At 70.4% G+C, this 25,409-nt stretch carries 20 protein-coding genes; 11 read left to right on the top strand and 9 right to left on the bottom strand.

All coding sequences use genetic code 11. The annotated features are described in order from the left end of the window. Window positions 1–503: 503 nt before the first annotated feature. The 5 genes from AB0H21_RS12745 to AB0H21_RS12765 form a co-directional block, all read right to left on the bottom strand. The gene (locus tag AB0H21_RS12745) at window positions 504–1,652 is read right to left on the bottom strand and encodes an FAD-dependent oxidoreductase (RefSeq protein WP_358515336.1); all 1,149 of its coding nucleotides are present in this window, start codon (window positions 1,650–1,652) and stop codon (window positions 504–506) included. Window positions 1,653–1,728: 76 nt separating this feature from the next. After that, window positions 1,729–2,328 (bottom strand): hypothetical protein, encoded by a 600-nt coding sequence (locus AB0H21_RS12750; RefSeq protein WP_358515339.1) that lies wholly within the window; start codon window positions 2,326–2,328, stop codon window positions 1,729–1,731. Window positions 2,329–2,345: 17 nt separating this feature from the next. Continuing rightward, entirely contained in the window at window positions 2,346–2,717 is a 372-nt protein-coding gene (locus tag AB0H21_RS12755) for a hypothetical protein (protein ID WP_358515342.1), read from the bottom strand. A gap of 265 nt (window positions 2,718–2,982) precedes the next feature. Then, complete coding sequence (locus tag AB0H21_RS12760) at window positions 2,983–4,851, bottom strand: FAD-dependent oxidoreductase (RefSeq protein WP_358515345.1); 1,869 nt, start codon at window positions 4,849–4,851, stop codon at window positions 2,983–2,985. Between the two features lie 171 nt (window positions 4,852–5,022). Beyond that, complete coding sequence (locus AB0H21_RS12765) at window positions 5,023–6,444, bottom strand: tannase/feruloyl esterase family alpha/beta hydrolase (RefSeq protein ID WP_358515348.1); 1,422 nt, start codon at window positions 6,442–6,444, stop codon at window positions 5,023–5,025. A 413-nt stretch (window positions 6,445–6,857) separates the two neighbouring features. On the opposite strand from AB0H21_RS12765, the gene AB0H21_RS12770 reads away from it, so the two are divergent. From AB0H21_RS12770 to AB0H21_RS12810, 9 genes are all read left to right on the top strand, one after another. Further along, the gene (locus tag AB0H21_RS12770; protein WP_358515350.1) at window positions 6,858–7,616 is read left to right on the top strand and encodes an ABC transporter ATP-binding protein; all 759 of its coding nucleotides are present in this window, start codon (window positions 6,858–6,860) and stop codon (window positions 7,614–7,616) included. Continuing rightward, window positions 7,603–8,319, top strand: a complete 717-nt coding sequence (locus tag AB0H21_RS12775) for an ABC transporter ATP-binding protein (protein ID WP_358515353.1) — start codon at window positions 7,603–7,605, stop codon at window positions 8,317–8,319. Before AB0H21_RS12770 ends, AB0H21_RS12775 begins: the two co-directional genes overlap by 14 nt. A 27-nt stretch (window positions 8,320–8,346) precedes the next feature. Next, window positions 8,347–9,597: an ABC transporter substrate-binding protein gene (locus AB0H21_RS12780; RefSeq protein ID WP_358515356.1), complete on the top strand. Its 1,251-nt coding sequence runs from the start codon at window positions 8,347–8,349 to the stop codon at window positions 9,595–9,597. Window positions 9,598–9,760: 163 nt separating this feature from the next. Then, window positions 9,761–10,624: a branched-chain amino acid ABC transporter permease gene (locus tag AB0H21_RS12785; RefSeq protein WP_358515359.1), complete on the top strand. Its 864-nt coding sequence runs from the start codon at window positions 9,761–9,763 to the stop codon at window positions 10,622–10,624. Next, entirely contained in the window at window positions 10,621–11,646 is a 1,026-nt protein-coding gene (locus AB0H21_RS12790; protein ID WP_358515362.1) for a branched-chain amino acid ABC transporter permease, read from the top strand. The genes AB0H21_RS12785 and AB0H21_RS12790 overlap by 4 nt, the downstream gene beginning before the upstream one ends. Before the next feature lie 40 nt (window positions 11,647–11,686). Then, complete coding sequence (locus tag AB0H21_RS12795) at window positions 11,687–12,472, top strand: 3-hydroxybutyrate dehydrogenase (protein ID WP_358515365.1); 786 nt, start codon at window positions 11,687–11,689, stop codon at window positions 12,470–12,472. A 56-nt stretch (window positions 12,473–12,528) separates the two neighbouring features. Continuing rightward, window positions 12,529–14,418, top strand: coding sequence for a helix-turn-helix domain-containing protein (locus tag AB0H21_RS12800; RefSeq protein ID WP_358515368.1), 1,890 nt, complete (start codon window positions 12,529–12,531; stop codon window positions 14,416–14,418). Window positions 14,419–14,602: 184 nt separating this feature from the next. Continuing rightward, window positions 14,603–15,178, top strand: a complete 576-nt coding sequence (locus AB0H21_RS12805) for a TOPRIM nucleotidyl transferase/hydrolase domain-containing protein (protein ID WP_358515371.1) — start codon at window positions 14,603–14,605, stop codon at window positions 15,176–15,178. A gap of 344 nt (window positions 15,179–15,522) precedes the next feature. Beyond that, window positions 15,523–15,927, top strand: a complete 405-nt coding sequence (locus tag AB0H21_RS12810; protein WP_358515374.1) for a type II toxin-antitoxin system PemK/MazF family toxin — start codon at window positions 15,523–15,525, stop codon at window positions 15,925–15,927. A 97-nt stretch (window positions 15,928–16,024) separates the two neighbouring features. On the opposite strand, the gene AB0H21_RS12815 is transcribed toward AB0H21_RS12810, so the two are convergent. Beyond that, window positions 16,025–16,258, bottom strand: coding sequence for a hypothetical protein (locus AB0H21_RS12815; protein ID WP_358515376.1), 234 nt, complete (start codon window positions 16,256–16,258; stop codon window positions 16,025–16,027). A 399-nt stretch (window positions 16,259–16,657) separates the two neighbouring features. Between AB0H21_RS12815 and AB0H21_RS12820 the strand changes: the two genes are divergently transcribed. Further along, window positions 16,658–18,187, top strand: coding sequence for a carboxylesterase family protein (locus AB0H21_RS12820; RefSeq protein ID WP_358515379.1), 1,530 nt, complete (start codon window positions 16,658–16,660; stop codon window positions 18,185–18,187). 127 nt (window positions 18,188–18,314) lie between these two features. On the opposite strand, the gene AB0H21_RS12825 is transcribed toward AB0H21_RS12820, so the two are convergent. Both AB0H21_RS12825 and AB0H21_RS12830 read right to left on the bottom strand, forming a co-directional pair. After that, window positions 18,315–21,230, bottom strand: a complete 2,916-nt coding sequence (locus AB0H21_RS12825; RefSeq protein ID WP_358515382.1) for a M36 family metallopeptidase — start codon at window positions 21,228–21,230, stop codon at window positions 18,315–18,317. 168 nt (window positions 21,231–21,398) lie between these two features. Beyond that, a complete protein-coding gene (locus AB0H21_RS12830; protein ID WP_358515384.1) occupies window positions 21,399–21,620 on the bottom strand; it encodes a Scr1 family TA system antitoxin-like transcriptional regulator in 222 nt (73 codons plus the stop codon). On the opposite strand from AB0H21_RS12830, the gene AB0H21_RS12835 reads away from it, so the two are divergent. After that, window positions 21,619–21,906, top strand: coding sequence for a hypothetical protein (locus tag AB0H21_RS12835; protein ID WP_358515387.1), 288 nt, complete (start codon window positions 21,619–21,621; stop codon window positions 21,904–21,906). The genes AB0H21_RS12830 and AB0H21_RS12835 overlap by 2 nt on opposite strands. A gap of 254 nt (window positions 21,907–22,160) precedes the next feature. Here the strand turns inward: AB0H21_RS12835 and rpoB are convergent. Continuing rightward, window positions 22,161–25,409 (bottom strand): DNA-directed RNA polymerase subunit beta (rpoB, locus tag AB0H21_RS12840; RefSeq protein WP_358515390.1); only part of this gene is annotated, 3,249 nt, incomplete at its 5' end.

Raw genomic sequence — 25,409 nt, forward strand, 5'->3', positions numbered from 1 at the left:
CGTGCCGCGGCGGGCCGCGGGAGGCGTCTCGAACCGTTTCCGCTGCCCGCGGCGGCCGAGGCGCGTCGCGCGGGCAGGCCCGGGCAGGGCCCGGCGACGACGGCTGCGGCGGTGAACGCCATCTGGCCGGGATAGCGCTTTCCGTCATTCGGCGAAATCGGATATGGGTCTGCGTCGGTGGTCTGGATCACGATAGGCGGCCGGTCGCTCGCGCCGAGCGGGCCTGGCCGGGCGTTCGGGCCGCCCCCCGCCCGGGGCGACCGCAGCGGTCCGCGTCCGGCGGGCCGTGCTCGGAAACGGTGTGTTTCCGTCGTGGAGCAGAACTATCTGGAAGCACTCAAATTATCACCCTGGGTGAGCCTCGCAAGGGGTTCTGTAGTCCCTTGGCAAAACCCTTTACCAAATCGCACGGACCGGAACCGGGCCCCAAAGAGGTCGCACCCGCGCCGTACGCGCTCCAGGGACGCCCATGCCCTGCGGCGGATCCGGTGTTGACGCTGACTTCACCCGGCCTTCGGGGTGGGGACGCCGCACGCCCTGCGCTCGTCCGGGTGGGCCGAGTACGGGGAGACGTCCAGCGGCGGCCGCTCGCCGAGGGCCAGGCACGCGGCGATCATCCCGGCGTACGGCCCGGCCGTGAGGCCGTAGGCGCCGAGCCCGGTGGCGACGACGACGTTGCCCGGCCCGCCGTTTCCGCCGTGCCCGCCGACCGGGCCGAGCAGCGGCCGTCCGTCCGCGGTCACCGGCCGCAGCCCGGACCGGGTCTCGACGACAGTGGCGCCGGCGAGGCCCGGCGCGATCCGCACCCCGCCGGACAGCACCTCGGCGACGCCCCCCACGGTCGTGCGCGGGTCGAACCCGGCGTCCTCGACGGTGGCGCCGAGCACCACGCGCGACCCGGGGAAGCCCAGCAGGTACGGCCCGCGCCGGGGCAGGACGATCGGCCAGCCCTCGGCGTCCGCGCCGGGAAGCTCGGTGTGGACGATCTGCCCGCGCCGGGGTCCCACCGGCACGGCGAGGCCGATCGGCCGGCACACCTCGCCCGTCCACGCCCCGGCGGCCACGACCACCGCGTCCGCGTCCAGCACCGTGCCGTCCAGCAGCGGCGCGCCCGAGGAGGTCAGGGCGGCCTCGCCCCCGCGCACCCGGGCGCCGCGTCCCACGGAGGCCCGCTCCAGCGCGTCCCGGAGGGCGCGGCCGTCCACCCGGGCCGCCCCGTCCACGCGCAGGGCCGTCAGGCCGGGGGCCAGGGGAGGGAACAGGTCGGCGGGCCGGTCCTCCACGGATATGTCGCCCATGTCGGGCGCGGACGGGTGTCTGCGGCGCAGCAACGCCTCAACCGGGGCGAGCCCGCCGGGGTCCTCGTCCACCAGCAGCGCTCCCACCGGGGCGTAACCGGTGTCGGGCTCGCCGTCCTCGGCGAGGAGCCCCGCGAGCGTCGCGTAGTAGCGGGCGCCCTCCAGCGCGAGCCTGTACCAGGCGTCGTCCTCCTCGTGGTCCACCCACGGGCAGATGATGCCGGCCCCGGCGTCCGTGGCCCGCCCGGCGCGCGGCCGGTCGATCACGGTCACGGCCGCGCCCCGCAGGCTGAGGTGGTAGGCGGCGCTCGCCCCGACGATCCCGTTCCCGATCACGACCACCCGAATGCTCATTGCTGAATGATGACAGCAGAGGGTGGACAGCCCGATTTGGGGGTTATGCGCGGTTCGCTGCTACAAGGCCGATCGGTCAGGCCTGGGTGCCGGAGGCGAGGTACACGGCCAAGGTGTGCTTCTTCTGCTCCTCGTCGAAGCCGGGGTCCTGGAGGACCTTGAGCAGCCACGCGAGGCGCGTCTTCTTCTCCTCCGGGGTGAGCAGGGCGTCCAGGTCGACGTCCAGGCGCACCTGGTTGCCCAGCGACTTCAGGTCGTTCTCGGCGATGAGCCTGCGGGCCAGTCGCGCCCGGTCCGTCTTGATCGCCTCGTTGATGCGCTTGAAGACGAACTGGCGGCCCGACTCGTAGAAGGTGTCGAGCCCGACGGGGATGTCGGAGTTCTGGTAGGAGACCGTCGCGAACTTCAGGCGGACGATGGCCAGGTAGGAGACGCCCACCGAGGCGGCGAAGAGCCAGGGGTTCCAGTCCTCGAAGGTCCGCAGGTCGCGCAGGCCGAAGAACACCACCGCGGCGATCGCGCAGTTGGCCACGATGAAGCCCCACCACCACGGGGACCGGTGGATCCGATAGCCCGTCGTGTCCCCGGCCACGAAGGTCTGGTCCATGTCGAACAGCGTGACACCGCCGGCGATGGCCGCCGACAGAAGGGAGAACCACGCGGAATGCTCCATCATCGGCCGCCCAGGGTCGCTCAGTGGTCGGGTGCGTCTTCGCGCGGGCCGAGCGCCTCGTCGAGCGCCCTGTTGAGGTCTTCCTCCGAACTGACGCTCGCCGCCTCCTCGACGTCGTCGTCGAGCAGGAACAGCCCGGCCGAACCTTCGCCCGCGCCGCCGGACCGGGCGATCTCGCCGGCCCTGACCCCGTCGGGGGTCAGCGCGTAGCGTCCCTCGTCGACCTCGACGACCTCGACGACCAGGCCGCGCCGCTGCAGCCCGGGCAGCGCATCGCGCACGTCGGCCGGTGAAAGGCCGGTATGGGCCACCAGCGCCTCGAGCGGGCTCTCGCCGTGGTCGCGCAGCGCGACGAGGACCCGGGACTCGGCCGGGCGGACGAAGTAGGACATGGGACCTCCCAGAGATGATTATGCTCCGGGAAATCGCGAAATGACCGGCCGCTTGTAACGATCCAGACAATGCTGTGTTTATGGCCGTGCCTCCGGCACGGCGGTTCGGGGCGCACTTTTAGGCGGCGTTCTTCCGCCCTCGCGGGCAAGGGATCGTCCCTCACCCTTGCCCGCGAGGACTCCAGAACACCGCCGCGCCCCGAACGGCCTATGGCCTCGCTCGGCTCGGCGGGTTCGGGGCGCCCCTTCAGGCGCCCCGAACGGGTCAGCCGTTGACCTCCAGGGCGGCGCGGACCGCGGACTCCAGGGATCCCTCGATCCAGGCGTGCTTCAGCGAGGTGTGCTCGCCCGCGAAGTGCAGGGGCCCCTCGGGGACGGCGATGGCGGGGTGGATCTCGGTCATCTGGCCGGGCGTGAAGACCGCGGCCTCCCCGAACGCGTAGCGGTTGCGCAGCCAGCTCTGCGTCTGCCCGTGGCCGGTGTAGAACTCGGTGATCCGGTCGCCGTGCACCTCCGCCAGGCCGCGCAGCGCGTAGCCGTACCGCTCGCGGTCGTCCATCGAGTCCCAGCGCGCGGCGTCGTCGGCCCACACGTAGCTGGCCAGCACGACGCCGCCCTCGCTGCCCGGCACCGGGTGTGAGGGGTAGTAGGTGAACCGGTTGGCGTTGTCCGCCACCGAGCCCCCGCCCGTCACGTGGGTGACCCGGCCCGGACGGTAGCGCGGGCCGAGCTCCCGCTTCCAGTCCGCCTCGTCGAACTCCCACCAGCGCCGACGGAACTCCAGCAGCACCTTGGTCGCCGAGTCGTAGTGCAACTCGATGATCGCGCGCCGCTTGGCGTACGACAGGGACGGGGTGATCTCGACGTGCCGCAGCGCCGGGAACGGGATCGTGACGATCGCGACGTCGCCGTGGAAGGTCTCGGCGGGCCGCTGCGGCGCCGAGGACGACTCGTCGCTACCCCGCTCGCTCACGGTGTCCACGCGCACGCCCCCGCCGGAGGTCGTGATGCGCACGGCCCGCCGGTCCATGCGGATGTTCCCGCGCAGGCCCGGCTCCAGCCGGTACGGCAGCATGCGGCTGCCGCCCGTCATCTCCCAATAGGTGGCCGACGGGTTCACCAGGCTGCGCGTGAGGAAGGTGTGCATGAACGCCAGCGGGAGCCGTGAGGTGAGGTTCTCGATCGTGCCGATGGCGTCGATCGCCGCGTCGCTCAGCCGCGCGTGCTCGGTGAGGAAGCGGTTCATGGAGTAGCCGTCGAACTCGCGCAGGACGCGCGCCCAGCCCTTGATCAGCTCGGGCAGCGGCTTGTCGACGCGCTTGCCGTCGCGGACCACCGAGATGTGGTCGCGGACCGGGTCGAGCGCCTCGTCCAGGATCTGCGCGGTGGTCCTGCGGTCCTTCAGGCCGAACGAGGCGTTGATCCTGCGCGGGTCGGCGGCGTACTCGTCGCGGCGCTGGATGACGCCGTTGACGCGGATCCAGGTGTGGTTGAGCCGCGCCGGCGCCTCGAACCGCCCCTTCACCGGCCCCGACCGCCAGACGTGCCCGTCGCGCGCGGTGTAGACGACGGGCGGGATCGGGCCGCTCGGCCTCGCGCCGGGCCGCACGTCCACGTTGTAGAACGGGCGGCGCGGGAGGCCGAGCTTGTCGATCAGCGCCAGCGTGAGCGGGTGGAAGTCGGGGATGCGCATCGCGCCCGCCTCGGCGTACTGCGCGTGGTCGGCGAACCCGGACGTGAAGGTCTTGATGCGGCCGCCGATGCGGTTGCCGTTGGCCTCGATCACCGTGACCTGGTGGCCCGCCCGCTTGAGCAGCGTGGCGGCCACCAGGCCGGCGATGCCCGCGCCGATGACGAGCACCTTCTTGGGCGAGCGGGCCTTCGGCAGGCCGTGGTCGATGAGCACGCGCAGGTAGCGCAGCTTGAGGTCGGCGTCGTGCTCGTCGACCAGCAGCAGGTCGCGGGCGACGTCCAGGCAGGTGTCCCAGCTCGGGGCCGCCGCCCCGCGCGAGGGCGCCGCGAGGGGGGCCGCCGAGGCGGGGACGGCGTGGGCCGCGCCCGCCACGCCGGCGAGCGAGCCGACGGCGCCGAGCCCGGCCAGCCGGGCGAATCCTCGGCGGTCGATGGTCGTCATAGATGTCCTCCGTGTGAGACGAACACTCAGGGTCGTGATATGACCACGGAAAGTCTCGACATGGACGGGACATCGGTCCTCTCGGCACGCCATGCCAGATGAGCTGGCATTCCAACCGATGAGGAAAGGGGCTTTCCTTTCAGGGGCCTTCGCGGTGATACGGGCGGTCCGTCAGGGCGTGGTGAGCGAACAGGAGTTGGCGAGGTCGCCGGTGGCCGGGCGGGGGAGCGTGGCGTCCCTGGGCGGGGTCTTCCCGCGCGTCGTCCAGCTCTCCATGGCCGTGAACGCCTCGCGGAAGCAGGGCAGGATCGGCCGCAGCAGGCCCGGCTGGGCGTCGTACAGGCTGTCCACGTGGGTGCCGCCCTCGATCCGGTAGTAGCGGTGCAGCGGGTCGCGCCCGTTGGACCGGATCAGCCGGTCGTAGACGTCGGAGTCCTGGCCGATGGGAAGCAGCGTGTCCAGCGTGCCGTGCAGCGTGATGAGGGGACGCCCGATGCGGCCGGTCAGGGAGACCCGCTTCACCGCCTCGCGCACCGCCTTCGGCCGGGAGGCGTAGTCGTAGTCCGCGTCGCAGGCCGGGGTGCCGGGCGCGCAGAACGGGGTGCCCGCCTCGGTCGCGCCGTCGTAGCCGGGGTCGAACTCCTCGCGGTAGACGCGCTGGGTGAAGTCCCAGTACACCTGGTAGTGGTAGTCCCACAGCGGCTCGGACCCGGGCGCGAACCCGGCCGCGATGATCGCGTCGTGCGCGGCTGCGTCGCCGGTGGCCTTGTACTTCGGGTACTCGCGCAGCGTCGCCGGCAGGAAGGTCAGCAGGTTGGGGCCGTTCTCCCGCCAGAGCGTGCCCTCCCAGTCGACGCCGCCGGTGTACAGCTCGGGGTGGTTCTCGAGCTGCCAGCGCACCAGGTAGCCGCCGTTGGAGATCCCCGCCGCGTACGTGCGCGCGGGCGGGCGCCCGTAGCGGCGGGCGACGACGGCCTTGGCGGCGCGGGTGAGCTGCGTGACCCGGTCGTTCCACTCCACGATCGCGTCGCCGGGCTTCACGCCGTCCTTGTAGAAGTCCACGCCGGTGTTGCCCTTGTCGGTGGCCGCGAACGCGTACCCCTTGGCCAGTACCCAGTCGGAGATGGCGAAGTCGTTGGCGTACTGGCGGCGCGAGCCCGGCGTCCCGGTGACCACCAGGCCGCCGTTCCAGTGCTCGGGCAGGCGGATCACGAACTGGCTGTCGTGGTTCCAGCCGTGGTCGGTGTTGGACGTCGAGGTGTCGGGGAAGTAGCCGTCGATCTGGATGCCGGGCACGCCGCTGGGGTTCTTCGCTCCCGCAGGGTGCAGGCCCGCCCACTCGGAGGCGATCGAGTGCCCGGAGGCGACCGTGGCCGCGGTCGTCAGGTCGTCCAGGCACGCGGAGATCTGCTTCTCGGCGCCGGGGACCGTGACCCGGCCGGCTCCGGGGCAGGACGCGGGGGCGGCGAGGGCCGCGGGGACGGGCCCGGCGAGGGACGCGGCCACTGTGACGGCCACTGTGACCGCCATGGTGGAGGCGGCCGCCGTCAGGCCGAGGGTCCGGCCCCGGGCACGGCGTCGTATCGATCGCATCATGAACTCCTCACAGGGGCGCGATCAGCGGATCCTGGTCATGGTGGACCTCCGGTGTAAGCCCGGCCACGTCCCCGGGCGCCATATTCGGCGGCCACGTTATGTCAGGAGCCACCATGAGCCGGGGAGTGCCGGGCCTACCGGCCGCCATGCCGGCGCCTGGATCGTCCGCCTTGGTGTCGCCGCCGCCACGATTTCCTTACGTGGCCCGTCCACATGCCCACCGGCCGGGGACGTGGGACCGCCCGTGACCTGCGCCCGATGTGGCGGCGATCCATCGGATCCGCGGGGAATGTGTGATCGGCCCACATGGAACGGCCCCCCCGGCTGACCTAGTGTTCCGCGTCACAACGTCCGTTAACGCCACGGTGACTTGGACGAAACCGGGACGGATGAGACGACGAGGAGGCCACATGGAGGGCGCCGTCCTGCGAGCCCAGGGACTGGCCAAGGAGTTCCGCGGCTTCCGTGCCGTCGACGGCGTGGACCTGGACGTCGCGGAGGGCAGCGTTCACGCGCTGGTCGGGCCCAACGGGGCCGGGAAGACCACGCTGTTCAACCTGCTCACCGGCTTCCTGAAGCCGAGCGCGGGCAGCATCCGGCTCGGCGAGCACGACCTGACCGGCAGGCGTCCCGAGCACGTCGCCCGGCTCGGGGTCGCCCGATCGTTCCAGATCACCAGCCTGTTCCCGCAGATGACGCCGCGCGAGCACGTCGAGCTGGCCCTGGCGAGCCCCACCGGCCTGACCTGGCGGTTCTGGCGCTCCCAGCGCACGCTGGACCGGCACGCCGCCCGGGCGATGGAGCTGCTCGACCAGGTCGGCCTGGCCGCGCACGCCGCGACCCCGGCCGGCACCCTCGCCTACGGCCACAAACGGGCCCTGGAACTGGCGCTCGCCCTCGCCCTCGACCCGCGCGTCCTGCTGCTGGACGAGCCGACCGCCGGCATGGGCGTCGAGGACGTCGAGCGCACGGTCGAGCTGGTCAGGAAGGTGCGCGCCGGCCGCACCGTCGTGATGGTCGAGCACAACATGACCGTCGTCGCCAGCCTCGCCGACCGCGTCACCGTCCTGCAGAGCGGGCGCGTGCTCGCCGAGGGCCCCTACGCCGAGATCCGCCACGACCCCCGGGTCATCTCCGCCTACCTGGGAGACGCCGATGCCGTCCACTGAACCGGATCCGATCCTGCGCGTCGCGGGCCTGTCCGCCTGGTACGGCGAGGCGCGGGTGCTGCGTGAGGTGTCCCTGGAGGTGGGACGCGGGGAGATCGTCACGCTCGTCGGCCGCAACGGCGCGGGCAAGACGACGCTGCTGCGCTGCCTGATGGGCCTGCACGCCCGCCAGGAGGGCACCATCACCCTGTCCGGCGCCGACATCACCCGGCTGCCCGCGCATCGCCGCGCCCGCCAGGGCCTCGGGTACGTCCCCGACGACCGGGGCATCTACTCCACGCTCACCGTCGAGGAGAACCTGACGCTGCCGCCCGTCGCGGGCCCCGACCCGTGGCCGCTGACCAAGGTGTACGAGACCTTCCCCCGGCTGGCCGAGCGGCGCGGCTTCCCGGGCACCAAGCTGTCCGGCGGCGAGCAGCAGATGCTCGCCCTGGCCCGCGTGCTGCGGATGGGCGCGCGGCTGCTGCTGTGCGACGAGCCCACCGAGGGGTTGTCGCCGCTGATCGTCCAGCAGATCGGCGGGATCCTGCGCGAGGTCAAGCGCCAGGGCACCACCGTGCTGCTGATCGAGCAGAACGTCCACTTCGCCGCGACCGTCGCGGACCGGCACTACCTGCTGGCGGAGGGCCGGATCGTCGAGTCGCTGGACAACGACGAGATGCGCGCCCGCGAGCACGAACTCCTCGACTACCTCGGCATCTGACTCCCCCCAACATCAAGGAGATACGACATGAAAGCTCTGGGCCGGGCGGCCGTCGCCGTGGTGGCGGCGGGAGCCACGATCGCCGGCTGCGCGGGAGGACCCGGTGGCGGGGGCGCCGGGGACAAGGTCAGCGACGGCAAGGTCGTGCTGGCGGTGCTGAACGACCAGTCGGCCGTGTACGCCGACCTGTCGGGCAAGAGCAGCGTCGAGGCCGTGAACATGGCCGTCGCCGACTATAAGGCGAAATATGGTGACAAAGCGGTCGCTAAGGACGTCGAGGTGCTGTCCGCCGACCACCAGAACAAGCCCGAGGTCGCCAACTCCAAGGCGCAGGAACTGTACGACCGGCAGAAGGCCGACCTGATCCTCGACGTGCCGTCCTCGGCCGCCGCGCTCGCCGTCGCGGGCGTGGCCAAGGCCAAGAAGCGGCTGTTCATGGACATCGGCGCCGCGACGACCGCGCTCACCGGCGCCCAGTGCAACAAGTACACCTTCCACTACGGCTACAACACGTACATGCTGGCCCACGGCACCGGCGACACGGTGACCAAGGACGGCGCGAAGAACTGGTACATCGTCTACCCGGACTACGCGTTCGGGCAGGACATGCAGAAGAACTTCACCGCGGCGGTGACCGGCGCGGGCGGCAAGGTCATCCAGAGCGACCCGGCGCCGTTCCCCAACGACAACTTCTCGACCTTCCTGCTCAAGGCCCCGGGCCTCGACCCCAAGCCCGAGGTGCTCGGCACCATGCAGGCCGGCGGGGACCTGGTCAACCTGGTGAAGCAGTACAACGAGTACAAGCTTCGCGACAAGGGCATCGGCCTGGCCGTCGGGCTCATGTTCATCACCGACATCCACTCGCTCGGCGCAGACGCGCTGGCCGGCACCAAGTTCACCGACGCCTGGTACTGGAACGCCTCCCCGGAGAACCGCGCCTGGGCCGACAAGTTCCAGGCCAAGGCCGGCAAGCGGCCGTCCTTCCCCAACGCCGCCAACTACTCGGCCGCCACGCAGTACCTGGAGGCCGTGCAGCGGGCGGGCACCGACGACCCGGACGCCATCATCAAGCAGCTCGAAGGCCACAGCTTCGAGGACCCCTTCGCGCACAACGCCACGATCCGCGCGCAGGACCACCTGCTGCTTCACGACGTGTACCTGGCTCAGGTGAAGCCCGCGAGCGAGGTCACCGAGCCGTGGGACTACGAGAAGGTCCTCAAGACCATCCCCGCCGCCGAGGCCTTCCAGCCGACCCCGGACCCCGCCTGCAAGCTCTGACCCCTTTCCTGGCCCGCGCTCACGACCACCGTCCCGAGCGCGGGCCGGTCCCGGGGACCGAGGTCGGCGACCTCGGTCCCGCGTCCCCCTCCGTCCCGTCCGCACGCCGTCCCGCCTCCCCGACGGGAGGCGCGCCCCCCGTCCGTCCCCCTTGGAGGTCACCGTGCTGCAGCAGGCGTTCAACGGCCTGGTCGGCGGCGCCTTCTACGCCCTGCTCGCCCTCGGCCTCGCCGTCATCTTCGGCATGCTGGGCGTCGTCAACTTCGCCCACGGTGCCTTCTACATGCTCGGCGCGTTCGGCTCCTACGTGCTGCTCGACTCCTTCGGCGTGAACTTCTGGGTCGCGTTGGTCGCGGTCCCGGTCGTGCTGGGCCTCACGGGCGTCGCGCTGGAGCGGCTGTTCATCCGCAGGCTCGCCCCGCTGGACCCGCTCTACAACTTCCTGTTCACCTTCGGCCTCGCGCTGATCCTGCAGGACCTGGTCAAACGCGAGTACGGCGTGCAGTCCCAGCCCTACCCGCGCCCCGCGCTGCTCGACGGCACCGTCGACCTCGGCCTGTTCGGCTACCCCGCCTACCAGGTATTCGTGCTCGTGCTGTCGGTCGTCGTCTGCGCGGCCGTCTGGCTGGTGCTCACCCGCACCCGCCTCGGCATGATCGTCCGGGCGGCCACCGAGCGGCCCGAGCTGACCCGGGCACTCGGCATCGACGTCGGCCGCTGGGTCACCCCGGTGTTCGGCTTCGGCATCGCGCTCGCCGGGCTCGCGGGCGTGCTCGCCGCGCCCATGCGCGCGGTCAACCCGCTGATGGGCGCCGACCTGATCATCACGGTGTTCGCGGTCGTCGTGATCGGCGGGCTCGGCTCGATCTTCGGCTCGGTGGCGGCCGGCTTCGCCATCGGGCTCGTCTCGGCGCTCGGCAACCTGTATGTGCCGGCGCTGTCGCAGACGCTGGTGTTCATCCTGATGGCCGTCGTGCTGCTCTGGCGCCCGGCCGGCCTGTTCGGACGCGAGGAGTCGCTGTCGTGATCCTTTCCCGGCTCGCCGAGCGGCCGATCCTGCTGGTCGCCGGCCTGCTCCTCGCCCTCGTCCTGCCCTGGATGATCTATCCGCCGGTCGCCATGGACATCGCCTGCTGGGCGCTGTTCGCCTGCGCGCTCGACCTGCTGCTCGGCTTCACCGGGCTGCTGTCGTTCGGCCACGCCGCGTTCTGGGGCGGCGGCGCGTACGTCGCCGGCCTCGTCGCCGTCCACAGCGGGCTGCCCTTCCCCGTGGCCGTGCTCGCCGGCGCGGCGTTCGCGGCCGTGCTCGCCGTGCCCATCGGCTACCTGTCGGTGCGGCTGCGCGGCATCTACTTCGCGATGGTCACCTTGGCCTTCGCGCAGATGGTGTACTTCCTCGTCAACCAGTGGCGGGACCTGACCGGCGGCGAGAACGGCCTTCAGGGCGTCCCGCGCGAGCTGTTCGGCCTGGACCTGTCCGACTCGTTCGTCTACTACTACGTGGCGCTGCCGCTGGTGCTCGCCGGGTTCGTGGCCGTGTGGCGGATCGTCCGCTCGCCGTTCGGACGGGTGCTCGTGTCGATCCGCGACAACACGGCGCGGGCGCAGGCGCTCGGCTACCCGGTCGACCGCTACAAGCTGCTGGCGTTCGTGCTGTCGGCGTGCCTGTCGGGGCTCGCGGGCGGGCTGTTCGCCATCGGCCACGGGTTCGCCTCGCTGGAGAGCGTCTACTGGACGACCTCCGGGCAGGCCGTGATGATGGTCGTCCTCGGCGGCATCGGCACGCTGTGGGGCGGCGTCCTCGGGGCCGCGCTGGTCGTCGAACTCAACGACTACCTGGTCACGGCCGGGTTCGAGGGCATCGGCATCGTCACCGGCACCATCTTCGTGATCATCGTGCTCGTCTTCCGCCGGGGCATCTGGGGGACCGCCCGCCACCTGCTGGAGACGCGGTCCGGCGGGCGCGGCGCCGCCCCGGGGAACCGGCCTCCCGGCGGCGCGCCGGACGGTTCGCCCGCCCCGACCGAGGGTGTCGGCTCGCCCGTCTAGCCCTTTCCGTCTGTGAGTCCGTGCTGCTAGGAGTAATGCTGTGGTTTCAACGAGCGTGACCGCCGGGAACGCCGCCGTGGTGGATCTGACCGGCCGGCGCGCCTTGGTGACGGGCGGCGCGAGCGGCATCGGCCGGGCCTGCGCCCGGCGGCTGGCGCTCGCGGGGGCCCAGGTCGTGATCCTGGACGTGCGGGAGGGCCCGGCCCGCGAGGCGGCGGGGGAGATCGGCGGGACGGCCGTCGCCGCCGACCTGACCGACATGGACGCGGTCGAGGCGCTCGACTTCGGCGGCGTCGACATCCTGGTCAACAACGCCGGGTTCCAGCACGTCGCCCCGATCGTCGAGTTCCCCCCCGACGTCTTCGCCGCGATAATGAAGATCATGGTCGAGGCGCCGTTCCGGCTGGCACGGCGGGCACTGCCCGGCATGTACGAGCGGGGCTGGGGACGCGTGATCAACATCTCGTCGGTGCACGGGCTGCGCGCCTCGCCGTACAAGGTCGCCTACGTCACCGCCAAGCACGCGCTGGAGGGGCTGTCCAAGGTGATCGCGCTGGAGGGGGCCGAGCACGGCGTCACCTCCAACTGCGTGAACCCCGCCTATGTGCGCACGCCGCTGGTCGAGGAGCAGATCGCCGACCAGGCCCGCGTGCACGACATGGACCCGGACGAGGTCGTCGAGCGGATCATGCTCGCCCCGGCGGCGATCCGGCGGCTGATCGAGCCGGACGAGGTCGCCGAGACCGTCGCCTACCTCTGCTCGCCCCAGGCCTCGATGATCACCGGCGCCTCCTTCGCCATCGACGGCGGCTGGACGTCACACTGAGGCCGGTGGCCGGCGTATCGGGGGAACACATGCCGATCAAGGGGACAATGAACCCCATGAGCTGCACCGTCTTTCTCGAACTCCTCGCCCGGGAGGCCCCTCCCGTCGAGTTCGAGGCCCCCTTGGTCGAGGCGCGCGCCTCCGGTGCCGCCCCCGAGGTCCTCGCCGAACTGGAGCGCGCCAAACTCGCCGCCCTGCGCGTCCGCGCCCTGCTGGAACGCCGAGCCCGCCGCGAGGCCGAGCTGTCGGCCCTGTTCGACACCGCCGGCGACCTCGCCGGCCTGCGCGACGTCGGCGCCGTGCTCGAAGCCATCGTCCGGCGCGCCCGGCGGCTGCTCCAGGCCGACATCTCGTACATGACCCTGCACGACCCCGACCACGGCGACACCTACATGCGCGTCACCGACGGCTCGGTCTCGGCCGCGTTCCGCGCGCTGCGGCTCCCCATGGGCGCCGGGCTCGGCGGCCTGGTCGCCCAGACCGGCACCCCGTACGCCAGCCCCGACTACTTCGCCGACGAGCGGTTCCGGCACCGCGACCACATCGACCTCGCCGTCCGCGAGGAGGCGCTGGTCGCCATCCTCGGCGTGCCCATGCGGCTCGGCACGCAGATCATCGGCGTGCTGTTCGCCGCCAACCGCAGCGCCCGCCCCTTCGCCCAGGAGGAGGTGACGCTGCTCGCCTCCCTGGCCGCCCACGCCGCCATCGCCCTCGACAACGCCCGCCTGCTGGAGGAGACCCGCACCGCCCTCGCCGAACTCGGCGCCGCCAACCAGCTCGTCCAGGCGCGCAGCGTCGCCGTCGAACGGGCCGCGCAGGCTCACGACCGCATGACCGGCCTGGTCGTGCGCGGGGGAGGGGTTGAGGACGTCGCCGCCGTCGTCACCGACATCCTCGGCGGCGCGCTCATCGTCCTGGACGCCGACGGGCGCCGCCTGGCCGCCGTCGGAACGGTCGGCGACCTGGACGAGGCGGGCGTCGCCGGCGCCGCCGCCGCCTCGCGCGGCCTCGGCAGGAGCGTCCGCAGCGGCGACCTGTGGGTCACCTCCATCGCCTCCGGCGCCGAGATCCTCGGCACGCTCGTCCTGCGCACCCCCGAAGAGGTGTCCGCCATGGACCAGCGCATCCTCGAACGGGCCGCGCTGGTCACCGCCCTGCTCCTGCTGTTCCGCCGCACCGCCGCCGCGGCCGAGGGCCGGGTGCGCGGCGAACTGCTGGACGACCTGCTCACCGGCCGCGCCGTGCACTCCGACGCCCTGCACGAGCGGGCCCGGCTGCTCGGCGTGGACCTGCACGCGCCGCACGTCCTGGTCGTCGCCCGGCACCGGGCCGAGGACTCCTCCTCCAGCCGCCGCACCGCCTTCTGGGCGTCCTCCGACGCCGCCTCCCGGCACGGGCTCGTGGCCGCCCGGGGCGAGGAGACCGTGTTCCTGCTGCCCGGCCTCGCGCCCGGCCCGGCCGCGCAGCGCGTCGCCAAGGAACTCGGCGCGTCCCTCGGGACGCCCGTCACCGCCGGCGCCGCCGGGCCCGTCCAGGGACCCGCCGCCATCGCCGGCGCCTACCACGAGGCGCGGCGCTGCGCCGACGCCCTGCTGGCCCTCGGCCGCGCCGGGGACGGGGCGAGCAGCGAGGAACTCGGCTTCGTCGGCCTGCTCATCGGCCGCGACCGCGACGTCGGCGGCTTCCTGGAGTCCGTCCTCGGCCCCGTCCTCGCCTACGACCGGCGCCGCGGCACGTCCCTGATCCAGACCCTGGAGACCTACTTCGGCACTGGCGCCAGCCTGTCCCGCACCGCCGAACGCCTCCACATCCACGTCAACACCGTCACCCAACGCCTGGACCGCATAGCCCGCCTGCTGGGCGACGACTGGCAGTCCCCCGACCGAGTCCTCGAACTCCAGCTGGCCCTCCGCCTCAACCGCCTGGGCCCCCTGACCAACGGCTGATCGACTCTCCTTGCATGACCTTCGCTCAAAGGTCTTCGCTCCGCTCAGGGCTGTATTCCCCAGGGGGCTCCGCCCCCCTCGCCCCCAAACGGGTACGGCAATCGGAGATCGTGATCTGCGGCTGATGAGCTTCCAGCGCGTAAAAGGGGATGAACCTCTCCGGGTTCGGTGCGACTCTGGGCTCGTGAGCGAGACGCAGACCGTGGTCCTGGTCGAGGGAGCAAGCGACAAGTCGGCCATAGAAGCGTTGGCCGAGCGCCGTGGCCGGAACCTGGCGGCCGAAGGCATCTGCCTCGTGGCGATGGGCGGTGCCACGAACATCGGGACGTATATCGGCAGGTTCGGCCCTTCGGGTCGCAATCTCCGACTGGCCGGTCTGTGCGACGCCGGGGAGGAAGGCGCCTTCCGGAGGGGGCTGGAGCGCGCCGGCCTTGGATCCGAACTCCGCCGGAGCGATCTGGAGGCGCTCGGATTCTTCGTGTGCGTGGCTGACCTGGAAGACGAACTGATCCGCGCCCTCGGCACCGCCACGGTTGAGCGCGTAGTCGATGCCGAGGGCGATCTCGGCTCGTTTCGCACGCTGCAGAAGCAACGCGCATGGCGCGGGGGCACCCCTCACGACCAGTTGCGCCGGTTCATGGGATCAGGCAGTGGCCGCAAGATCCGCTACGCCGGCCCGCTCGTCGCGGCACTCGATCTCGACCACGTGCCGCGACCGCTGGACATGCTGCTGGCCCACCTCTCAGGTAGTCGGCGATGATGATTACGGAAAGTCGCCACCCGCCAAGATCACGATCTACGGCTGATGTGCTAGGTGCGATTCGTTGTCCCCGGATTTCACCGAATAGAGTTGTCCGTGGCATTCACGGCATCGCTGATCGTCTCGTATTCGGCGGCTGATGAGAGGTCTCGTGGAGTCTCGACCCGATACGCGCCGCTCGGCAGTGGCGTGACCCAGATTTCATCCAGCGATCTCGACAAGGGGTCATGGGCGAGACGCAGCCGTCCATGGCTCACATACGGAAAGCGTGTCCGAGGGGATTAGTTCGCTCGGAATCCAGGACGGCTGGCTGATCTACCCCCGGTGGTGTGTCAGGAGGACATATGCGACGTGGCGATGTGTGGTGGGCGGATTTCGGGGAGCGGCGGCCGGTCGTGCTTTTGTCGGGGGACGAGGTTCGCGGCTTTCGGGCGATGCAGATCGTCCCGGCGGCGGGGGTCGACATCACAGGCCTGGGCATCGAAGTGGCGGTGGGGGCCGAGGTCGTGCTGCCGTTCGAGGGCGTACTGCGCATGGCCTTCCCACATCCGGGCTTCACCCCGTGCACGTGGGTGACCATGGTGACCAGGGACGACGTGATCGAGCGCGCGGGTGCCCTGTCCGCGGCGAAGCTCGACGAGATAGAAGACGCTCTCCGCGCGTGCGAAGAGCCGAAGGACTGGACTCCGGCGACGGCCGCGAAGTTCGGCGACATCAAGCAGGCCGTCCGTCGCGGAGCGTTCAAGTAAGTACAACCGTCGCCTAGGACGGAGCCGGTTCTGGGGCCCAGGACGGCGGGCGTGCTGCGGGCAATGGCGACGTCCCAGAAGGGGACAAGGGGCTGCGCTACGAGGCTCGATGCAGGGCCTTGGCGAGTTCTCGTACGGCGGGTACTCGCGGATGGGAAACCACGAGGTCATCGGCGATCTTCCGCATCGTCGGCCGGCCCTGTACCTCGCTGGGTGCCTGCCTGTAGGCGGACAGCAACGCGTCGGCGGTCTGTCTCGGGTCGCCTTGCATCCACCACGCCACCGCCATGTTGGTGTGCAGACTGGCCCGCCGCTCAGGCGTCGGGTACACCTCCTCCCGAAGACCTTTCCCGGCGTGCAGTGCCGCACCGGGGTCCCGTAGAGCGGTATGCAGGGTGATGTGAAAGCTGCGGACGAACGCAGGTGACCTGCGCCCTCGTAGCCCGGCTCGGCGAGGATCGGCCGGGCCGGTGATCAGGCCGGGGTGAGGCGCGAACGCGTCCAGCAGAGCGGGGCAGGTCGCGCTCCCCGGGAGAATCCGGGACGGATTTCGGGGGCCGGCTGGTCCCCCGAGGGAGGACATCGGTGCGCGGGGGGTCGTTTCCGGGAAGCGCCCAAGATCAACTAGATGGAGGTTTCAGGGTCATGTGGGCTGCGCCCTAAATGGTTTGCCCGCCGATGGCGCGCGCTGGGATGCTCGGCCGCACAGGAACGGAGAGGAGACCGCGAAGTGGCCGTCACCGCGTCGAGTAAGCCGTCCGAGTCCGAGCCGGAAGTCCGCACGGCGGCCGGCGTCCTGCGCGGCGGCAGGGAGGCGGGCCTGGCAGTCTTCCGCGGCATCCCGTTCGCCGAGCCGCCGGTCGGCGCCCTCCGGTTCGCCGCGCCGCAGCCGGTGCGTAGCTGGGACGGTGTGCGCCCGGCCGTCGCGTACGGCCCGCCGCCTCCGCAGGCCGGCGTGCTCGGGGTGTCCCAGGACATCGCCGGCGACGACTGGTTGACGATCAACGTCTGGACACCGGAACCGGATCCGGCGGCAGGGCTCCCGGTGATGGTGTGGATCCCTGGCGGCGCTTACGCCATCGGCAACTCCAGCCTCCCGGAATACGACGCCGGGCACCTGGCCGGGAGCGGAGCCGTGGTCGTGACCCTCAACTACCGCCTCGGTATCGAGGGTTTCGCGCAGATCGACGGAGCCCCGGCCAACCGGGGACTGCTCGACCAGGTCGCGGCCTTGCAGTGGGTGCGGGACAACATCCGGGTGTTCGGCGGCGACCCGGACCGGGTCACGGTCTTCGGGCAGTCGGCGGGCGGCGGATCGGTCGCAGCGCTGCTCGCCATGCCGCGCGCCGCCGGGCTCTTCCGTCGGGCGGTCGCGCAGAGCGTGCCGGGGACGTTCTTCTCTATCGAGTTGGCCGCCGACATCGCCGCCGCCTTCGCCGCCGAGCTGGGGGTACGGCCCACGGTGTCCGGCCTGTCGGCGGTGGACCCGGCCCGGCTGCCCGCCGCGGGCGACGCGATCTACGCCAAGACGGTCCAATGGCGGGAGCGCTGGGGGCGGATCACTCACCGGCCGATCCCGTTCGCACCGGTTGTCGACGGTGACGTCCTGCCGGTGACCCCGTGGCAGGCGCTGGCTGACGGCGCCGCCCGGGACGTCGGACTTCTCGTCGGGCACACTCGTGACGAGCACCGGTTGTTCAGCCTGATCGACGGCGTGCTCGGCCAGGTCACGCACGAGCAGACCGAGACCGCTCTGCGCCTGCTCGCCCCCGGCCCGGACGGCGCACGCCGGTACCGGGAGGCATTCCCGGCCGCGGCCGATGAGGAGCTGTACGAACTGGTCAACGCGGACTGGCTGTTCCGCATGCCGAGTCTTCATCTCGCCGACGCGCAGATCACCGGCGGCGGCCAGGCCCACCTCTACGAACTGACCTGGTCCGCCCCGGGATTGGGCGGTGGCCTCGGCGCCTGCCACGGCCTGGACGTGCCGCTCGTCTTCGGCAACCTGAGCAGCGGACAGCCCGCCATGCTGATCGGCGACCCGCCCTCCCCGGCGGCGGAGGAGCTGTCCGCACAGATCCGCAGGGCGTGGACGGCGTTCGCCGCTCACGGCGACCCGGGCTGGCCTGCGTACGACGCCGACCACCGCCTCGCACAGCTCTTCGACACGCCGTCGATGGTCACCGCCTACCCGGAAGAGACCTCGCGGCTGCTGTGGCAGGACCACACCTTCCCGGCGCTCCCGCTGCTCGCGCGGTAGCTACCGGCAGGTGCGAGAGGGTAACTGCTCGGCGGCGTGTCAGGAGGACATATGACGGCGGGTGGCGCGGACGCGTAGGGCGGCCCAGGTGGCTGGGCCGCCCTTCTTGCGTGAGTGGGTCGGTGGGTCAGTGGGAGAAGGCCTGGAATTCGGCGGCGCGGATCTGGCCGGCGAACGGGCTGGCGGTGGCGCAGTCGGTGCTGGAGTTGGGGTCGTCGTCCTGCTCGCCCAGGTACAGCGGGTTACCGGTGCACTGGCTGGACACCGTGCGCAGGATCAGATGGGTGGCGAGGGTCTTCGGGACGTCGAACGACTTGATGATCAGGTCGCCGCCGCGCGGGCGCGGGAGGCTGGTGGCGAAGGCGTCCTTACGGCTGGTGTAGATCTTGTTGTAGTTCGCCGGGTTCGCGCAGTCGGCCCCGGAGGTCGCGTCACACGCCAGAACCTCGAAGGCACGGAGCGCGGAGAACCGGTTCTGCGAACCGGCGTCGGCGGCGTCGTTGATCGCGGGCCGGAGCATGGCGCTGACCTGAACCCTGCGGATCTTGACGGCGTCGGTGCCCGCCAGGTCGACCATGACCGAGCGGCCGGCGACGGGAGCGGTGAGGGACGCCCAGTTCGTGGACTCGGTCTCGTCGATCAGCTTGTCCTGGTTGACCCCGTCGCCGGTCGCGACCGCGCCCGCCGCCGCGGAGGCGTGGTTGCGGGACATCTCCACGGGGAGGTCGGTCGGCCGGTCCTTCTTCACCTTGAACTCGAACCTCTTGTGCCCGAACCCGGGGGCCACCGCGACGAACGAGTACTCGCCGGGCACGATCTCGAAGGTCGCGCCGAGCTCGGTGGCGGGATCGGTGTCCGCCACCGGGACGACACGGCCCTCGTAGTCACCCACGTAGAGGCGGACCGGCGCACCGGCGGCCTCGCCGCGAGGCTGCAGGGTCACCGTGGCGTTGCCGCCGTTCGGGGAGGCGAAGCTGGGCGTGGGGTCCGGGTCGGCGGTGGCGTTGCTGGACGCTCCCGCGCCGAGGCCGTGCTCGGCGAACGCCTTCCACATGATGTCCTGGTTCGCACCGCCGAAGCGGATCCGGTCCGCCGCGAGCATCGCGTCCCTCATGTCCACCATGCTGAGGTTGCCGGCGCTCGTCAGCAGGAAGGCGTCGAAGTGCAACTGGATCCACCGCCGGTTGCCGGGGCACTTCTCGATCGGCTTCTGGCCCTCCGCGCAGGCCCGCTGGTCCTTGGACGAGCCCTTGCCGTACCTGTCGATGAAGGCGTCGCGGACGTCGAACTGGGTCGCCGACCAGATCTCGCCGTCGGCGTGCACCTGCTGGCCGACCAGGTCGTAGGCGATGTCGCTGTAGTTCAGCGGCGACTTCGACATGTCGTAGTTGCGAATGCCCCGCTCGGAGTCGCCGGTGACGTAGCCGCCGGTCACGTACGGGGTGTCGCCACGCGGCCGGTAGCCGTTCTCGAACAGGTACTCCATGGAGAACAGGTCGGAGATGCTCTCACCCATCGCGCCGGCCTGGGCCCCGCTGAGCCCGGCGTTCGGCCCGGCGACCATGCGGTTGGAGATGGCGTGGGTGTACTCGTGCCCGATGACCGACATGTCGTAGTCACCGTCGACGCACGGCGGGTAGAACGCGCCGGCCTGCGGCTGCCACAGGTACATGTTGGTGATCGGGGCGATGCCGTCCGCCGGGGTGATCTGGTTGGCATTGTTCCGGATCGACAGGACCCGGGCGCCCGCCTGGGCGTTGCCTCGCTCCGGGTCGCCGCCGAGCCCGCCACGGTCACCGTTGCTCACCTGCATGTTCCAGGCCTTCTCGGTGAAGCCGAGACGGTACGACCAGTCGTGCATGCGGTTGTGCATCGCGTGCAGGTTGGAGATGGCCGCCTCGAGGTCGGCCTCGCCGGGCGCGTCGAACGCGGCCGGGTCGCACTTGGCCTTGAACCACTGGTTCTGCCACGGGAAGTCGTACTTCCGGCTCGGGGTGACCACGTTGCTGCGCGTGCCGACCGAGTTGGAGGAACCGCTGGCGCGGTTCTCGAACGTGCGCGCCGCGTTGCCGAGGCTGGTGTTCGTCGGCGTGTTCGTGTCGTGATCGACGTCCCAGGCCCTTCCGGTGGCCGCGTCGCCGGCGACGAGATCGCACCGCCACCCGGGGGTGGCGCACCAGGTCTCGCGGGTGTCCCTGGAGGAGTAGTCCGCGGGGGGATTGGCCGGGAACGCCGACCACGCCGGGGTGTCCGGGTCGAAGTGGTCGACCAGGTTCTCCCGGACCAGGACCTCGCCGCTGACGGCGTCGACGTAGGTGGTGTAGGCCGCGGGCTCGTCCTCGTGCCCCTGCTCGATCAGCGTGACCTGGAAGGCGCGATGCACGCCGTCGGCCGCGGGGACCGCCACCTCCTCCACCCGCTTCGTCGAGGCGGCGGCGAGGTCGATCTCGCCGTCGCGGGCGGCGATCTCCAACGCCCGCTGCTCGGTGATGGCTGCGGCCGGAGGTGCCTCCGTGGCCCGTGACAGCGTCGAGGAGGCGTACACGACCTTGCCCTGGCTCACGCCGATCGACACCAGGCCGTCGTAGCCGGAGGGCAGGCCGCCGAACGTCTGGCGCAGGAGCACCGCGTGCCCCGTGCCGATCGGGTTGACCGCGACCGTCTCCAGCGCGTCGACGGCTTCCGCTTCCAGGCCGAAGAGGCCCGTGTTGGCCTTCAGGTAGTCGCGGGCGGCCTGGGCGGGATCGGCGGCGAGCCCTTCGGCGAGCGGCTCTGCCGAGGTGACGATAGCGGGGGTGCCGAGGTTGTTCCACCGGACGGTGGCCTTGGTGGACTTCCTGGCCGAGAGCGGGGGCGCCACCCGGCCGGTCCTGTTGTCCTTATCCGGTTTGCCGTGGTCATCGCCGTGGACCACGGAGACCTTCCGCTGTTCATGGCGCTGGTCACTGCGCTCTTCGCCCTGCGCGGCCCCGGCGAGGGAAAGGGCGAGCGAGGCTGCGGCGGCTGTGACGATGATGGTGCGTAACGGGGGGAGAGACGACACACTTGCCTCCTGAAATGGGGACGACGCCGCCGTTGGCTACGTCCCATCTGCTGCGACAGTGGTAACACTCCATGGAAATCCTGACAAGATCTTGCAAACTGTGAAAAATGGCCATATATGGGACCGGGTGGTCACAGACAGGCGGAGGCCGAGCCCCGGCACGCTCACCTATCCGGGGCCGGAAGCCAGCGTGCGGATGGCGAGGAGGGCTCCGATCGTGAGCCCGCGTGGGGCACTTTCGACGTACACGCTGTGCGGAGCTCCGCGCAGCTCGGCGATCGTGAAGGATTCCTGGAGGCCGACCGCCGACCATGACGCGTAGGGCACGATCTGGAAATCGCGTGAGTCGAGGCGGCTCAAGGAACATATAAATTGAAGGGGACGCCACATGAAGGTTTATATTTTGTGGCATGTTCACCACATGGCCCAGGATGATAGCGGAAACGTTCGACACTTCGAGAGCGACGAATTCTGGGCCTCGGAGGAAGAAGGCGATGATGTCAAACTTCTAGGAGTTTATTCAACTCCTGAGAAGGCTGAGCAAAGGATCGCATCGGCAAGGCTACTCCCTGGATTCAAGGATGAGCCCGACTGCTTCTGGTACGCAGACTACCAGGTAGACGAGGACCAGTGGCGGGAGGGCTATACCACCGTCGATTCCGAGTCAAATATTTAAGCCGTCCCACCGGTGAGGCCTTACGGTCGCCGGGTGCACGAACCGGCCGGGCTTCGCAGAAGATCGCCAGGTTCGGGTCGCGCTCGCGGACCAGGGCCCGAGGATAGGTAGGCGCGGTTCCAACGGGGCTCTGGAACGTTTCGAACTCCCGTGACCGGCACCCGGTAACGAGCACGCGATATGAGGAGGTGCGGGGCGGCTGTACGCCACCCCGCGCCCCCAACGGCCTATGGCCGCGCCTCCGGCACGGCGGGTCAGACCTCGTCGATGGTCATCGCGCCCTCGTTCGGGCGGCGGGACAGGTCGATGCCGAGCTCCTCCGCCGCGCGGAAGACGTCCTCGTCGGTGTCGCGCATCTCGATGGACATGCCGTCGCTGGACAGGACCTCCACGTTGAGGCACAGCGACTGCATTTCCTTGATCAGGACCTTGAAGGACTCAGGGATACCCGGCTCGGGGATGTTCTCGCCCTTGACGATCGCCTCGTAGACCTTCACCCGGCCGAGGACGTCGTCGGACTTGATGGTCAGCAGCTCCTGGAGGGCGTACGCCGCTCCGTAGGCCTCCAGCGCCCACACCTCCATCTCACCGAAGCGCTGGCCACCGAACTGGGCCTTACCGCCGAGCGGCTGCTGGGTGATCATGGAGTAGGGACCGGTCGACCGCGCGTGGACCTTGTCGTCCACCAGGTGGTTGAGCTTCAGGATGTACATGTACCCGACGGAGATCGGGTGCGGGAACGGCTCGCCGGTGCGGCCGTCGAACAGCTTGGCCTTGCCGCTCGGCTGGACCATCCGCTCGCCGTCCCGGTTGGGGACGGTGTTGGAGAAGAGGCCGATGATCTCCTCCTCGCGGGCGCCGTCGAACACCGGGGTGGCGACGTTGGTGCGCGCATCGACCTGGCCGAAGCCCTTGTCGCGCAGCCGCTCGGCCCAGGCCTCCTCGACGCCGGTGATGTCCCACCCGCGGGCGGCGATCCACCCCAGGTGGGTCTCCAGCACCTGGCCGACGTTCATACGGCCCGGCACGCCGAGCGGGTTGAGGATGATGTCCACCGGCGTGCCGTCCTCCAGGAACGGCATGTCCTCCACCGGCAGGATCTTGGAGATGACGCCCTTGTTGCCGTGCCGGCCGGCCAGCTTGTCACCATCGGTGATCTTACGCTTCTGGGCCACGTACACCCGCACCAGCTCGTTCACGCCCGGAGGAAGCTCGTCGCCGTCCTCACGGCTGAACACCCGCACACCGATGACCTTGCCCATCTCACCGTGCGGCACCTTCAGCGAGGTGTCACGCACCTCACGCGCCTTCTCACCGAAGATCGCGCGCAGCAGCCGCTCCTCGGGGGTCAGCTCGGTCTCACCCTTGGGCGTGACCTTGCCCACCAGGATGTCGCCCGGCACGACCTCGGCCCCGATGCGGATGATGCCCCGCTCGTCCAGGTCGGCCAGCACCTCCTCCGACACGTTCGGGATGTCCCGGGTGATCTCCTCCGGCCCCAGCTTGGTGTCGCGCGCGTCGACCTCGTGCTCCTCGATGTGGATCGAGGACAGCATGTCCTCCTGCACGACGCGCTGGGACAGGATGATCGCGTCCTCGTAGTTGTGGCCCTCCCACGGCATGAACGCCACGAGCAGGTTCTTGCCCAGCGCCATCTCGCCGTTGTCGGTGGACGGGCCGTCGGCGATGACCTGGCCGTGTTCGATCCGGTCGCCCTCGTCCACGATGGGCTTCTGGTTGAAGCAGGTGCCCTGGTTGGAGCGCTTGTACTTCGCCACGCGGTAGGTCGTGCGCGTGCCGTCGTCGTTCATCACGGTGACGTAGTCGGCCGAGACCTCCTCGACGACGCCCGCCTTCTCGGCGGTGATCACCTCACCGGCGTCCGTCGCGGCGCGGTACTCCATGCCCGTGCCGACCAGCGGCGCCTCGGCCCGCATCAGCGGCACCGACTGGCGCTGCATGTTCGCGCCCATCAGCGCGCGGTTGGCGTCGTCGTGCTCCAGGAACGGGATCATCGCGGTGGCCACCGACACCATCTGGCGCGGCGACACGTCGATGTAGTCGACCTCCCCGGCCCGGGCCAGCTCGGTCTCGCCGCCCTTGGTGCGGACCAGCACGCGCGACTCCGCGAAGGTGCCGTCGGCGCGCAGCGGCGTGTTGGCCTGCGCGATGACGTGCCTGTCCTCCTCGTCGGCGGTCAGATAGTCGATCTCCTCGGTGACCCGGCCGTCGACGACCTTGCGGTACGGCGTCTGGACGAACCCGAACGAGTTCACCCGCGCGTAGCAGGCGAGGTAGCCGATGAGGCCGATGTTCGGGCCTTCCGGCGTCTCGATCGGGCACATGCGGCCGTAGTGGGACGGGTGCACGTCGCGCACCTCCATGCCGGCGCGCTCACGCGACAGACCGCCGGGGCCGAGCGCGGACATGCGCCGCTTGTGCGTCAGGCTGGCCAGCGGGTTGGTCTGGTCCATGAACGTCGACAGCTGGGAGGTGCCGAAGAACTCCTTGATCGACGCCACGACCGGGCGGATGTTGATCAGGGTCTGCGGCGTGATCGCCTCGACGTCCTGCGTGGTCATCCGCTCGCGGACCACGCGCTCCATGCGGGCGAGACCCAGGCGGACCTGGTTCTGGATCAGCTCGCCCACGCTGCGCATACGCCGGTTGCCGAAGTGGTCGATGTCGTCGACCTCGACGATCACGTCGCCCGGCATGGAATTCTCGCCCGCGTGCAGCCGGACGATGTACTCGATCGCGGTGACGATGTCCTCTTCGGTCAGCGTGCCCTGCTCGATGGCGGCGTCGACGCCGAGCTTCTTGTTGATCTTGTACCGGCCGACCTTGGCGAGGTCGTAACGCTTGGGGTTGAAGTACAGGTTCTCCAGCAGCGCCTGGGCCGACTCCTTCGTCGGGGGCTCGCCCGGGCGCAGCTTGCGGTAGATGTCCAGCAGCGCGTCGTCCTGGCCGGAGGTGTGGTCCTTCTCCAGGGTGGCGCGCATCGACTCGTACCGGCCGAAACGCTCGAGGATCTGATCGCTGGTCCAGCCCAGGGCCTTCAGCAGGACCGTGATGGGCTGCTTGCGCTTGCGGTCGATGCGGACACCGACGCTGTCGCGCTTGTCGATCTCGAACTCCAGCCACGCGCCCCGCGACGGGATCACCTTGCAGCCGTAGAGATCCTTGTCGGAGGTCTTGTCCGGGGTGCGGTCGAAATAGACGCCGGGCGAACGGACCAGCTGCGAGACCACGACTCGCTCGGTGCCGTTGATGACGAAGGTGCCCTTGGAGGTCATGAGCGGGAAGTCGCCCATGAACACCGTCTGGCTCTTGATCTCACCGGTGGTGTTATTGATGAACTCCGCCGTGACGAACATCGGGGCGGAGAAGGTCATGTCCTTGTCTTTGCACTCGTCCACCGAGTACTTGGGCGGCTCGAACCGGTGGTCGCGGAACGACAAGGACATCGTTCCGGAGAAGTCCTCAATGGGACTGATCTCCTC

The sequence above is a fragment of the Sphaerisporangium sp. NPDC051011 genome (assembly GCF_040653595.1).
GTDB lineage: Bacteria > Actinomycetota > Actinomycetes > Streptosporangiales > Streptosporangiaceae > Sphaerisporangium.